Below are 14,120 nucleotides of genomic sequence, written 5' to 3'. Positions count from 1 at the left end.
CCGACACAATTTGTTAATAATTTCCACCGCCGCGCACTGCGGCGGTTTTTTATATGACGCGCTTTCCTTTCCATTTGCCGCTTCGGAAGCGGTACACAAAGCATGACGAGCGCACGATCCAATCGAGTATCATCGCAAACCAAACTCCGAGCGCGCCGAACGAAGGGGGCCAGCCGAATCTCGCCATCAGGCCGAACATATCCGTCCGATCGAGTACATAGCTCATACCGATTCGTACCGCCCACATCGAAATCATCGAAACGATCATCGTAAACACGGCGTCTCCCGCAGCGCGGAGCGAATTCGGAAAGGTAAACGATACGGGCCAAATGAGCATGGCGCACACGCCGTGCAAAAGTGTCATATACCATGCAAGGCGCGTCGTTTCGGCTGAAAGCGCATACAGGCGCAAAAGGGAGCGCGCACATAAAAGAAACGGAATATTCAACACGGCAATCGAAGCGAATGCGAGCGCGAGCAGTTTTTTCGTATAGTATTCGGCCTGTTCCGTTTTTCCCGCACCGATACACTGGCCGACCACCGTCAGCATGGCAAGGCTCATTGCGGAACCCGGCAGCGTTTCGAACGAAGAAAGCGTATTCGCCGCGGCGTTTGCGGCGATCGCCGTAGTGCCGTACGTCGCGATGAGGGAAAGCACGAGTATCTTTCCGATTTGGAACATACTGTTTTCAAGTCCGTTCGGAACCCCGATCGAGAGGATGCGTTTGATGATCCCTCCGTCGAATTCGAAACGGAATATGCCGCGTATCGAAACGGCCGGTTGTCCGTTGTATGTTCCGCCCTTGTACAAAAGCGCGAGCAAAACGAGGGCCGCCGCAGTTCGCGACACGAGCGTCGGAAAGGCTACTCCTTCGACCCCGCATCGAAAGCCGTAGAGCAGGATCGCATTGCCGCCGATATTCAAAACATTGATCAGGATAGAGATGAACATCGACACGTGGGAATTACCCTGAGCGCGGAACAGCGCCGCGCACGCGTTGTACAAACCGATCGAAGGAAGCGCAAAAATCGTAATAAAAAAATACGTGCGGGAAGCGCTCATAACGCCGTCGTCGATGCTGCCGAATAAAAACGAAAGGAGCTGGCGGTTGAACGCGAGGCAGAGCGTCAAAACGGCAAGCGAGGCGGCGACGATCGTATAGAGAAGCTGCTTTGCGGTTTTCGATGCCATATCGTGCGCGCCGTGTCCGATATACTGAGAGGCGACGACGGCGCCTCCCGTACCGAGGGCTGCAAAGAGCTGGACGAGCAGGACGTTCAGGGAATCTACGAGCGAGACGCCCGATACCGCTTCTTCGCCGAGCGTCGATACCATAACGATATCGGCCATGCCGAGAAATATGGAAAGGAGCTGCTCGACGATGAGCGGCAAAATGAGACGCCGCAAATCTTTCGGCGAAAACAATAAAGACGTATCGGACATAGGATTAATAATTATTCGGACACCGCTGAAAATCCAACCGTTTTCTCAGAAGCGCCCGTTTACAAAACCGATTTTAGAAACTGCTGCAGCCGTTCGCACTTCGGCCGGTTGAAAATATCGTCAGGGGTTCCCGATTCCGCGATGACGCCTCCGTCCATAAAGAGCACGCGCGTGGCGACTTCCCGCGCAAATCCCATTTCGTGCGAAACGACGACCATCGTCATGCCCTCTTCGGCAAGCCCTTTCATGAGGTTGAGCACTTCGCCGACCATTTCGGGATCGAGCGCGCTCGTCGGTTCGTCAAAGAGCATCACGTCGGGGTTCATCGCAAGCGAGCGCACGATCGCAATGCGCTGCTTTTGCCCGCCGGATAATTTCGACGGATAAGTCGAAGCTTTATCGGCAAGACCGATTCTTGCGAGAAGTTTCATAGCGTTCGCTTCGGCTTCGCTCTTCGTTTGCCGCTTGAGCGTGACGGGCGCGAGCGTGATGTTCTGCAAAACGGTCAAGTGAGGAAAAAGATTGAAGTGCTGGAATACCATGCCCATCTTTGCACGCAGTTCGTCGACGTTCGTCTTTTCGGCGGTTATATCGACGCCGTTAAAAAAAATGCGGCCGGCATCCGGACGTTCGAGGAGATTGAGGCAGCGCAAAAACGTACTCTTGCCCGCACCTGAAGGCCCGATGATGACGATCTTTTCGCCTTTAACGATCGTTTCGGAGATATCGTTGAGTACGGCCTCTCCTCCGAATTTCTTTATTAAGTTTTTAACCTCGATCACTGCGCGCCATCCTTCGTTCAAAAATCGAAAACAGTTTTGTCAATCCGACCGTAAGGCAGAGATAAACCGCCGCACACGACAAAAGCGGAAGCCATGCGTTGTACGTAGCGTTGCGGATATTGTCGCAGGCTTTTTGCAGATCGACTACCGCGATAAAACTCGCAACCGACGTTTCTTTGATAAGGGCGATAAACTCGCTCGTATACGTCGGAATGATGACGCGGAACGCCTGCGGCATAACGATTTTAACAAGCGTCTGCCGCCACGAAAGACCGAGCGAGCGGCCGGCTTCCGTCTGTCCGGCATCGACTCCTTGAATGCCTGCGCGGAAGATTTCCGTACAATATGCCCCGGAATTGATGCCGAAGGCAATGATCGCGACGAGTACCGCATTGCTCATGCCGATCGGCGAAAAGATTACAAAATAAAAAATCATCAGCTGCGTCGCCATCGGTATACCGCGTATGACCGTCGTATAAATTTGCGAAATCTTTTGCAGCACTTTGTTTTTTGAAATCTTAAAAAGGGCGAATGTGCAGCCGAGTACCGAACCGATGAGGACGGCGCAAATCGCAATGAGCAGCGTCGTGCCGAGCCCGTAAAATATGAGCTTCCAGCGCATATTCGCAATCATCGTGTCATAGAACATTTGAAACACAATCCGCTCCTCGTAAAACCGCTTCGAGCCGAACGCAGCGTCCGGCTCAAAACGTTGCAGTCAATATTAGGGTCAATTTCGAGTTTTCTAAAACTCGCAGGACTGTCGAAAAAATAAGTAATTTTTAAGACAGCCCCTTTTCCATCTGTTTCACGCAATAATTGAATAGCGAGTTTGGAAAACAAATAAACTTATGTTTACGGCGAGGTTCCGGCTGCGTGCCGTTTCGAGCGTTAGGCTTACGGAAGCCTAGCTTAAAAAGCTCGACCGCGGCTTATACCGCGAGTTTGCTCCGCAAACTCGGTAGTGAGCGCAGCGAACGAAGTTCTCGCCGTAAACACAGCGCTATTAGCAATACTTTCCAAACTCGATATTCGATCTATCAATTATTTTCGAACGATGATGACCTGATTCGACGAATAATACGGTTCGGAAAAATCGACATTTTTTCTGCGCTCGTCGGTTGCGGTCATACCCGCCGCAATAAAATCGATCGCATCCGACTGTAAAGCCGCGATCAATCCGTCGAAAGCCATATCGACGACTTGCAGTTTTTTTCCGAAATCGCGTGCGATCAGCTGACTCATCGTCACGTCGAAACCGACGGGATCCGTACCTTCGATATATTCAAACGGAGGAAAGGCCGCATTGGTTCCCATTTTAATAATTTCGCTTCCGTTCGACGGAACTGCTTCGGGAACGACGATGGCGCCGTCGGCAGGCATAAACGCCTTTACGAGTTTTTCATAGGTTCCGTCCGCTTTCATTACGGAAATCGTTTTGTTGATCGAATCGAGCAAAGCGGTATTTCCTTTTTTTACGGCGATCGCATATTCTTCGGTTGCAAAGCGGATGTCGAGCACCTTTAAGTCGCGGTTGCGTTTTACGATTTCTTTTGCAGGCAGTTCGTCGAGTACGATCGCATCGATCGCGCCGTTCTTCAGATCGAGAGCCGCGTCCATACCCGTCTTAAACGATTTCAGCGTCGCGCCTTTTACGTTGTCCTGAACATAGATTTCACCCGTCGTTCCCGCCTGGCATCCGATTTTTTTACCGTTCAAATCTTCCGCCGAAGCGATGTTCACCTGCGCTTTTTTCGAACACGAAAGTACGCCGAATAACACGAGCGCGGCAAAAACCGCAAACATAATCCTTTTCATATTGTATTCCTCCTGTTGAAAAAAAACAAAAAGGGACAAAAGACTGCGTACGCAGTTTTGTCCGCCTGCGAAAGTATAAAATTTGGTATACAAAATGTCAACGTTTAAACGAGCCGCTGAAATGGCGCGTCTCGTTTAACTTCGAGTTTTCTTTTGAAAACTCGCGGATATACGTGTGCGCCGCTCGAAACTTCGCGCTTATGCGCTCGTTGCGAGGCTCGCGCACTAACGCGGCATTTTCGAAAATTGACATTTTCTGCAATGCCGCATTTATAGGAAGGTTTAAACGAGACGCCTACGCACGGCCGGAGCGGTGCCGCAGGCAGCCACCGGAGCGAGCGTAGGCGAGCGAGGAGGCCGAGCGCGAGTGAGCCGCGGAGGGCGGGATCGCACATAGGTGCCGTCCGTAAACCGCTGCGATCCTGTTTTATCGTGCCGTTTTCGATCCGAAATCGAATTTCGTTTCGGCGAGGATGACGGCAAAAAAGATGAGAATGCAGCCTGCGGTCATGCGCGAAGTCAAACGTTCGTGCAAAAGGACGGTACTGAACAGCACGCCGAACACCGATTCGAACGAAAGGAGGAGAGCGGCAAAAGAGGAGCGGACGTATTTTAAGCCGACGTTCTGCAGCGCAAAGGAAATCATCGTGCTGAAAAGACCGAGGTAGAGCATCGAAACGATAACGCGCGTATTTTTTACGGCTGCAGCCGGAAAGGCGCCGTCAAAGAAAAAGGCTGCGGCCCAGGAAAAGACGGCGGCAAAAAAGAACTGCAAAACGGTGAGCACGATCGGATCGTGACGGGCATTGCATTCGGCCGTATAGAGAATGTGCAGCGCGTAAAAAACGCCGCAGCCGAGCGTAAGGGCGTCGCCGAAATTGATCGAAAGGAGAACTCCGTCGCTTTTTGAAAGCGCGAGCAAACCGATGCCCAAAAGCGAAATCGCGGCAGCGGCGAAGACGTGTCCGCCCGGAAATTTTTTATAAAGCGGCCAGCCGAAAAGCGGCACGAGCATCACATACACGGTCGTGAGAAATGCGTTTTTTCCGGCGGTCGTATAATCACAGCCGACCGTCTGCAGCGCGTAGGCAAAAAACAACAGAGCGCCGAGTATCGCCCCGCGCTTCCAATACGAAGCATCGATCAGTTTGAGAGAGCGCACAAAGATAAGGGCGAGAGCCGCCGCCGCAATCGAAAAACGGAAAGCGAGCATATAGATCGCGCCGATATAGTCGAGGCTGTCTTTTACGACGACGAACGCAAATCCCCAAATGCACGCTGCAAGGAGCAGCCCTGCTCCCGCAAAAAACGATACGCTTTTTGCGTTCATACGTCGGCAAGCGGCGTCACTTTTTTAAGATGCCAAATATCGCGCACGTAGTCTTCGATCGTGCGGTCGGAAGAAAATTTGCCGCTGTTCGCAATATTGATAAGCACTTTCCGCGCCCACTCTTTCGTATTTTGATAAGCCGCTTCGACTTCTTCGTGAGCTTTGCAGTATGCACCGAAATCCGCAAGAACGTAGAACACGTCGGGGCGCTGACCTTCGACGCCGTAGACGAGCGAATCGTAAAGCTCTTTGAATTCCTGATGCGTCGGATCGTAGGTACCGTCGACGAGCTGCTGTACGACGCGGGAAAGTTCGGGGTTCCGTCCCAAGTATTCCTGCGGATTATAGCTGTGCTCGGTTTCCATTTTAATAATTTCTTCGGCGGAAAGTCCGAATACGAACGCGTTTTCTTTTCCGGCTTCTTTGATAATTTCGATATTCGCGCCGTCCATCGTACCGAGCGTGAGTGCACCGTTTACCATAAACTTCATATTGCTCGTACCCGACGCTTCAAAGCCCGCAGTCGATATCTGTTCGGAAACGTCGGCAGCCGGAAAGATTTTTTCCGCAACGCTGACGCGGTAGTTTTCGACGAACACGACGCGGATTTTTCCGTGCACGCGCCGGTCGTTGTTGACGCGGTCGGCGACGGTGTTGATCAGTTTGATGATCGTTTTCGCTCTGCGGTAGCCCGACGCCGCTTTCGCACCGAAGATAAAAGTTTGAGGCGGCGGGTTGAAATCGGGATCGTCGATGATGCGGTTATACAGATACATGATGTGCAAAACATTCAAAAGCTGGCGCTTATATTCGTGGAGGCGTTTTACCTGCACATCGAAAATGCTGTCGGGGTCGAGAAATTCGTTTTGCGTATGCTTGAGATATTCGGCCAAGCGCTGTTTGTTCGATCTTTTGATCGCCGTAAGCTCCCTAAGAGAAACTTCGTCGTTTGAAAAACGTTCGAGCGCTTTGAGTTTCGTCAAATCTTTTTCCCAGCCTCCTCCGATGCGCGCCGTGATGAATTCCGCAAGAGAGGGATTCGCATTTAAAAGCCAGCGCCGCTGTGTGATGCCGTTCGTTTTATTGTTGAACTTTTCGGGATAGAGTTCGTACCACGATTTCAGTTCCCGCGTTTTCAATAATTCCGTGTGGAGTTCGGCGACTCCGTTTACGCTGAAGCACGAATGGATTGCAAGCCACGCCATAAAAACGTGTCCGTTGTTGATGATCGACAGTTTTTGCTGACGTTCGAAATCGTTCGGATATTTTTCGCGAAGCGAAATGAGCAGACGCCGGTTGATCTCTTCGACGATTTGATACACGCGCGGAAGAAGACCTTGAAAAATTTCGATCGGCCACTTTTCGAGCGCTTCGGCAAGGATCGTGTGATTCGTATACGCAAACGTATGCGTCACGACATTCCACGCATCGTCCCAGCCCACGTTGTATTCGTCCATGAGGATGCGCATCAGTTCGGGAATCGCCACGACAGGATGCGTGTCGTTCAGCTGGATGACGTGCAGTTCGACGAATTTGCCGAAATCGGTTCCGAAGCGCGAAACATAGGCGCGCGTCAAATCCTGCAAACTCGCCGACGAAAAAAAGTACTGCTGTTTGAGGCGGAGCGCTTTTCCGCTCGGTCCGCTGTCGTTCGGATAGAGTACGCGGCTGATGTTTTCGGCGCTGTTTTGTTTTTCGACCGCGCGGTTGTACTGCATATCGTTGAACAGCTGGAGGTCAAAACCGTTCGGAGAAGAAGCTTCCCACAATCTCAGCGTGTTCACCGTGTTCGTATCGTAGCCGACGATCGGCGTATCGTAAGGAGTGGCCGTCACTTCTTCCGCGTTTTGCAAAGAAAAGTGCATGCGGCCGTCGGGCGTTCTGTCGTACACGATCGTACCGCCGAAACGGACGGTTACCGCCAAATCGCTTCGCTTCACTTCCCACGGATCGCGGTGCTTGAGCCAGCGGTCGGGGTATTCGACTTGCCGGCCGTTTTCGATTCTCTGTTCGAACATGCCGTATTCGTAGCGGATGCCGTAGCCGTGACCCGGATAATCGAGCGTTGCGAGGCTGTCGAGAAAACACGCGGCGAGCCGGCCGAGTCCTCCGTTTCCGAGACCCGCGTCGGGTTCTCTGTCTTCGATCATATCGTAATCGATGCTCATGTCTTTGAGCACTTCCTTTACCTGCTTTTCGATTCCCGCGTTGATGAGGTTGTTGCCGAACGCGCGTCCCATCAAAAACTCTGCGGAAAAATAATAAAGCTGCCGTACCGGATGCGCTTCGTAAGCTTCTCTCGTCGCCATCCAATTTTTGACGATGGGATCGAGCACGGAAGCGGCAACCGCATCGAACAGATCGTATTTCGTCGCCCGTGCAATATTTTTGCCGTAGCGGTCGTGAAGCCTTTTTTCAAGATTACGTTTGAACTCTTCAGCGCTGAACTGCATACGCCTGTCTCCTTAAACTTAATTAAAAAATCGACGACACCTCTGAAAATCGCTTGGCGTTTCAGAGACTCCGTTTACTTATCAACAGTACGAGGCTGTCGGAAGGCAAAACATAGCGGTACTGTTCCTTTAACAATTCTTCGTCTCCCTGTTTCCGAACCGCGTCTTCTCCGTCGATCGACGTGTCGGCGATGCGGTACCATACGTTTCCGCCCGCGGGAGAAGGCAGCGTAACCGTCAAATCGTAGATGTCGGTATTTATCGCAAAGTAGATTTCGTTGACGCCGATGCCGTCGGCCGCTTCATCGACTTTAAATGCGAGAAATCGGTCGAGCTTCGCCCAATCGGGATTTTTTCCGCTCGCATCGTACCACGTGATTTCCGACGAATCCGTAAAAAACGTATTGCGGCGGAACAGCGAATACGCTTTGCGCAGTTCGATGAGCATTTTCGTATACAGCAATATGTCCTTGTTTTTATCGCAGCCGTGCCAGTCGATCCACGACGTTTCGTTGTCCTGACAATACGCGTTATTGTTGCCCCGCTGCGTTCTCATCATCTCATCGCCCGAAAGGAGCATCGGCGTTCCCTGCGAAAGAAACAGACAGGTAAGGAAATTTTTTATTTTCCGGCGGCGCACCGACACGATTTTCGGATTCGTCGAATCGCCTTCGAAACCGTTATTGTAGCTGAAATTGTCGTCGCTGCCGTCGCGGTTTCCCTCTCCGTTTTCTTCGTTATGCTTTACATTATAGCTCACCAAATCGTACATCGTAAAACCGTCGTGCGACGTGATGTAATTGATGGAATTGACCGGAGAACGTCCGTTCGCTTTATACAAATCCGAACTGCCGGTCATCCGCGTCGCAGCTTCCGTCGCGGAGCGGTCATCACCTCTGATAAAGCGGCGCATATCGTCGCGGAATTTTCCGTTCCACTCGCACCACCTGCCCCCCGCAAAAGAACCGACTGCATAGCCGCCGCCGGCATCCCACGGCTCGGCGATGATCTTCGTTTTTGCAAGAAGCGGATCTTCGGCGATCGCATAGGGCAGCTGCCCCGAAGCGATAAAATGACCGAGCTCCGAACGGCTCAAGGCCGTCGCAAGGTCGAAACGAAATCCGTCGACGTGCATATCGACGACCCAGTGTCTCAAACTCGCAAGGATGAATTCGCTCACCGTCGGATGATTCGCGTTGACCGTATTGCCGCAGCCCGAATAATCGGCATAGTATTGCTTTTGGTTTTGAGGGAGCATGTAGTATACGCCGTTTTCGATGCCGCGGAAAGAAAAAGTCGGCCCGTGTTCGTTCCCTTCCGCCGTATGATTGTATACGACGTCGAGGATCACTTCGATACCCGCGCGGTGCAATTCCCGCACGAGTTCTTTGAACTCCCTCACCGCCCCTCCCGGAGACGTGTCCGCAGCATACGAGGTTTTCGGCGCAAAAAAACCGATCGTATTGTAGCCCCAATAATTTGTCAATAATTGTCCCGTGCGCGGGTTTACGCGTTCGTTTTCCGCTTCGTCGAATTCGAATATCGGCATGAGTTCGACGGCAGTAACACCGAGATACTTGAGGTAGGGGATCTTTTCGATAAAGCCGCGATACGTGCCGGGATTTTGCACGCCGGACGTCGGGGAACGGGTGAAGCCCTTTACATGCGTTTCGTAGATGATCGTTTCGGAGAGCGAGCGCGCAAGCGGCTTATCGCCCTGCCAATCGAAATCGGCATCGTCGATAACGACGCATTTCGGAAAATCGGACAAGTCGGAAAGAAGGCCGTTTTCGATACCGGCTTTCCCGTGTTCACGCTGCGTGCGGTAGGAGCGGAATACGGAACCGTTCGTAAACGCTTTTGCGCACGGATCGAAAAGATATTTATTAAAATTGAACCGATCGCCTGCAGGAGGGTTGTACGGCCCGTCGATGCGATACAAATAGAGCGCTCCCGCTTTCAAATCTTTGATAAAAACGTGCCATACGTCGCCGGTTTTATTGATTTTCGAATCGAATTCGATCGTATCGCAAAATGTTTTTGCAGCAGGCGAGTCGAAAAGATAGAGCACGACGCGCGTCGCATTTCTGCTGAACAGCGAAAAGTTCACGCCTCCGTCCGCGACGACGGCACCGCATTGCATGGGTCTGCCTGCAAGCACACGAGAAGCATCCATAGGTGATATTTTATCATAAGACAATAATAAAAAGCAACATTGCCTGTAAGGCGTGCATTGCCGGCATGCAAGCGCCGAGTAGCCGAGCATACGCCATATCGCTATACTGTGATGCACACATGAACACGGAACACACGGCACAAAGCGGCGGACGGAAAGCGGGCATCGTCGCAATCATCGGACGGCCTTCCGCAGGCAAATCGACCTTTCTCAATACGGCATGCGGAGAGCTCGTATCCATCGTATCGGAAATACCGCAGACGACGCGCGATGCGATCCGCGGCATCATCAATACGTCGCTCGGCCAGCTCGTATGCATAGACACGCCCGGCTACCACGCGAGCGAAAAAAAACTCAATCTCAAATTGAAATCGATTGCAGCCGAACAGCTGAAAACCGCCGATGCTCTGCTCTACATCATCGACAGTACGAGAGCTGCGGGAGAAGAAGAAGCGCTCGTCACAGAGCTCGTCAAACCCTTTGCCGACCGCACCGTCGTCGCAGTCAACAAGCGCGACGCGCCGAACGCAAAAACCGCCGATGCCATCGCCTTTATAAAAAACGCACTGCCTGAAATTCCTGAAAATCGCGTCATCGAAGTATCGGCAAAAAACGATGAAAACATCGACGACGTGCTGAAAGCGCTGTACGAACTCGCTCCCGTCGCTCCCGAATTATATCCGAGGGAATATTATACCGATCAGGACGTCGGCTTTCGCATTGCGGAGATCATACGCGGAGAAGCGATCAACCGACTCGAAGAAGAAATACCGCACTGCCTCTATGTCGATATCATGGATATGGAAATGAAAGACGGCGGCAAACGGCTGTGGGTAAGAGCGAGCATCTGCGTCGAACGCGAAAGTCAAAAAGGCATCGTCATCGGTAAGGGCGCCTCGATGATAAAAGCGATCCGCACGGCATCGATCAACAGATTCCGCACCGTCTTCGATTACGCTGTCGATCTCGACCTGCAAGTTAAAGTCGATAAAAACTGGCGTCAAAAAGATACGGTTTTGAAGAAATTAATAAAATAACCGTACGCGGAGTTATCGGAGTATTATCCCAAAGAACGAAAAATTCACATGCCTCTCCGAAAGACAACGGCTTGTCCAAAACAGGCTGCGTGTTCCCCGCTTTCCGCTTTTATGCTATACTCGAGTTATGGCAGGCAATACGTTCGGAACAATTTTCCGCGTTACGACATTCGGCGAAAGCCACGGAAGCGCTATCGGAGTCGTCATAGACGGCTGTCCCGCAGGCATACATATCGATGCGGACGACATACAGCGCGCACTCGACAGACGAAAACCCGGGGCGACGGACGGCAAACAAAATCCCGCCGTCACATCGCGAAATGAAAGCGACAAAGCGGAAATCCTTTCGGGCGTCTTCGAAGGCGTATCGGAAGGAACGCCCATCGCAATCGCAATACGAAACAATTCCCAAAAATCCGAAGACTATTCCGACTTCGCGCATTTGTTCCGTCCCGGACACGCCGACTGGACGTATTTCAAAAAATACGGCGTACGCGACTGGCGGGGCGGCGGACGCTCGTCCGGGCGCGAAACGGCTTCGCGCGTCGCCGCGGGTGCCGTCGCAAACGCAGTGCTTAAAACGGCGGGCATAAAAGTCAAAGCGTATACGATTTCCGCAGCCGGCGTTTCCTGCAAAGCGCGCGATATGGACGCAGTCGAACGCACTTCTTTCCGCGCATGCGATGAAGAAGCCGCAAAATCGATGGCTTCTCGCGTCGCCGGTCTCCGCGCCAAAGGCGAAAGCGCGGGCGGCATCGTCGAATGTACGGCGAGCGGCGTTCCCGCAGGTCTCGGTGAAACCGTCTTCGACAAACTCGACGCGGAAATTGCCAAAGCCGTTTTGTCGATCGGCGGGGTAAAGGGTATCGAATTCGGTGCGGGGTTCGGAGCGGCCTCTCTCACGGGAAGCGAAAACAACGATGCGATGAAAAGCAAAGACGGCAAAGTCGAATTTCTTTCAAATAACGCAGGCGGCATACTCGGCGGCATATCGAACGGAAACGATATCGTTTTCCGCGCGGCGATAAAACCCGTGCCGAGCATTTCACTTACACAGGAGACGGTGCGCGAAGAAGGCGGCGCCTATTTCGACAGCGACATATCGGTCGAAGGGCGGCACGACGCATGCCTGTGCCCGAGGATCGTTCCCGTCATCGAAGCGATGACAGCCATCGTCCTCGCCGATATGCTTCTTCGAAACCGGAGCGCACGGATTTGAATACCGACAGTAAAAAGATGAGCGAACGAAAAGACGGCAAGGCAAAAGGCGAACGACAAAAAGGCAGCGGACGGAATGCGGTACGGCGGGAATCCCGCACGCAGAGCGGAGACATCGTCCGACGCGCGACGCGCACACGGAACGGAACTATCATCCGGCGTATACGATTAATAATTATTATTTTCGCTGCGGTGTTCGTCTCTTCGTTCGTCGGAACTGCGGGTATCCGTCTCTATCGGTTCAAGCAGGCGACGCCTCCGAGAGAGCTCACCGAAGACGAGCGAAAGCTGCTCGACAACGTGCTCGATAAAGCGTATCCCGCACGGAACGATATTTTGAAACAGCTTCCCTACCCGGTAGTTCCGGCAAAGCTTTCCGTCGAAGCGGGGTCGGCCATCCTCATCGACGTCGCAAGCGGCAACATCCTCTACGAAAAAAAAGCGGACAGGATCATCCCTCCGGCATCGATGACGAAGATCGCCGTCATGTACGTCGTCATGCAGGAAATCGAGCGAGGGAATATCTCCTACGGCGATATCGTACCGCTGCCGCGGGAAACATGGGCATGCAATATGATGCCCCATTCGTCGCTCATGTTTTTAGGCAAAGATCAAATCGTCACCGTCGAAGAATTATTAACCGGACTTGATGTGTGTTCGGGAAACGACGCGGCATACGCACTCGCCTATTATATCGCGGGAAGTATGGAAGCTTTTGTCGAACGCATAAACCGCGAAATGCGGCTTTTGGGATTGACGAAAACGCATTTTGCCGAAGCGTCAGGCTACAGCGCCGACAACGAAACGACGGCTCGGGAGATGGCGATGCTCGCGCGCGTATATATCACAAAGTTTCCGGACACCCTCGTCAAATTTCATTCGCGTCTTTCGTTTACCTATCCCCAAATTCATAACCTCGCAGTCGAAGACCGAAGCAAACCGACCGCGCAGGATTTTTCAAAGGGCTTGCCTGAAAAGATCACGATGGGTATTACACAGCAGAACACGAACGCGCTGCTCGGAAAACTCGCAGGCTGCGACGGCTTAAAGACGGGCTACATCGATGAAAGCGGATACAACCTCGCGCTCACCGCACACCGCGGAACGACGCGCTTTTTATCGGTAACGATGAACGGGCCGGGACGCAACAGAAAAGAAGGAGATGCGTATCGGGTGCAGGACGGAACGACGCTCATGGAATGGGCGTTTGCGCGTTTTGCCGACTGCAAAAAAACCGACGCCGTGCACCGCTATTTTATCCCCGTCACCGGTGCAAAAGCGCAGTGGACATACCTCACGCCCGCCTACGATTTTACCGCGCTCACCGTTCCGTTTATACTGGGCACCTCGCCCGAAGACGCCGCCCGATCCGTGCGTGTCCTCGTAAACTTGCCGCGTTCGATAGAGGGCGGCGTACGAGCCGGAAACGAATACGGCAGCATCGAATACGTACTCGACGGCAAAACGCTCGAAGCGATCCCCCTCGTTGCAGACCGCTCCATCGCAAAAGCCAACCCCTTCGTTTCGGCAAGCGACGTCGTTGCACGGGTAGTACTCGCGCACAGGCAATAGCCGGGAGCCGCCGGCGGATTCCTGCGCGGGGAACTTCGCGCTCCGCGCTCGTTGCAAGTCGCGCGGGAAACTTCGCTTCATGCAATGCACGGCAGGGATGCCGGGTCGCACTTTTGCAAAACAACTGCGCATTTTTGCAAAGCAAAAATGCGGTAGTGAGCGGTACACGGATGTACCGCGAACGAACACTGTTCGGAATCATTCTTGAAGTCGGGAGTTGAAAAACGGCAAAGCCGTTTTTCTTTTATCCGTGCGGAGGCTTTCATACCACATCCTTTCGGATGCTATAA

At 52.6% G+C, this 14,120-nt stretch carries 10 protein-coding genes; 3 read left to right on the top strand and 7 right to left on the bottom strand.

Annotated features, from left to right (window positions below; genetic code table 11):
• Nucleotides 1-49 precede the first annotated feature (49 nt).
• From H9I35_RS10385 to glgX, 7 genes are all read right to left on the bottom strand, one after another.
• A complete protein-coding gene (locus H9I35_RS10385; protein WP_187419310.1) occupies nt 50-1,444 on the bottom strand; it encodes an MATE family efflux transporter in 1,395 nt (464 codons plus the stop codon).
• A 59-nt stretch (nt 1,445-1,503) separates the two neighbouring features.
• Nucleotides 1,504-2,226, bottom strand: coding sequence for an amino acid ABC transporter ATP-binding protein (locus H9I35_RS10380; RefSeq protein WP_187419309.1), 723 nt, complete (start codon nt 2,224-2,226; stop codon nt 1,504-1,506).
• Nucleotides 2,213-2,875, bottom strand: coding sequence for an amino acid ABC transporter permease (locus H9I35_RS10375; protein ID WP_252722761.1), 663 nt, complete (start codon nt 2,873-2,875; stop codon nt 2,213-2,215). Before H9I35_RS10375 ends, H9I35_RS10380 begins: the two co-directional genes overlap by 14 nt.
• A 395-nt stretch (nt 2,876-3,270) precedes the next feature.
• Entirely contained in the window at nt 3,271-4,044 is a 774-nt protein-coding gene (locus H9I35_RS10370) for a transporter substrate-binding domain-containing protein (RefSeq protein WP_187419308.1), read from the bottom strand.
• A 427-nt stretch (nt 4,045-4,471) separates the two neighbouring features.
• Nucleotides 4,472-5,374, bottom strand: a complete 903-nt coding sequence (locus tag H9I35_RS10365) for a DMT family transporter (protein WP_187419307.1) — start codon at nt 5,372-5,374, stop codon at nt 4,472-4,474.
• Nucleotides 5,371-7,827 (bottom strand): glycogen/starch/alpha-glucan phosphorylase, encoded by a 2,457-nt coding sequence (locus H9I35_RS10360; protein WP_187419306.1) that lies wholly within the window; start codon nt 7,825-7,827, stop codon nt 5,371-5,373. Before H9I35_RS10360 ends, H9I35_RS10365 begins: the two co-directional genes overlap by 4 nt.
• Before the next feature lie 61 nt (nt 7,828-7,888).
• Entirely contained in the window at nt 7,889-10,003 is a 2,115-nt protein-coding gene (gene glgX / locus H9I35_RS10355) for a glycogen debranching protein GlgX (protein WP_187419305.1), read from the bottom strand.
• A 119-nt stretch (nt 10,004-10,122) separates the two neighbouring features.
• Between glgX and era the strand changes: the two genes are divergently transcribed.
• The 3 genes from era (at nt 10,123) to H9I35_RS10340 (ending at nt 13,830) form a co-directional block, all read left to right on the top strand.
• On the top strand, nt 10,123-11,040 hold the full coding sequence (gene era / locus H9I35_RS10350) for a GTPase Era (protein ID WP_187419304.1): 918 nt from the start codon (nt 10,123-10,125) through the stop codon (nt 11,038-11,040).
• Nucleotides 11,041-11,167: 127 nt separating this feature from the next.
• Nucleotides 11,168-12,259: a chorismate synthase gene (gene aroC, locus H9I35_RS10345; RefSeq protein WP_187419303.1), complete on the top strand. Its 1,092-nt coding sequence runs from the start codon at nt 11,168-11,170 to the stop codon at nt 12,257-12,259.
• Complete coding sequence (locus H9I35_RS10340; protein ID WP_187419302.1) at nt 12,256-13,830, top strand: D-alanyl-D-alanine carboxypeptidase family protein; 1,575 nt, start codon at nt 12,256-12,258, stop codon at nt 13,828-13,830. The genes aroC and H9I35_RS10340 overlap by 4 nt, the downstream gene beginning before the upstream one ends.
• Nucleotides 13,831-14,120 lie beyond the last annotated feature (290 nt).

The sequence above is a fragment of the Treponema sp. Marseille-Q4132 genome (assembly GCF_014334835.1).
Classification (GTDB): Bacteria; Spirochaetota; Spirochaetia; order Treponematales; family Treponemataceae; genus Treponema_D; species Treponema_D paredis.
The sequence above is the reverse complement of the archived record's forward strand: the minus strand, read 5'-3'. Positions and strand labels throughout refer to the sequence as shown.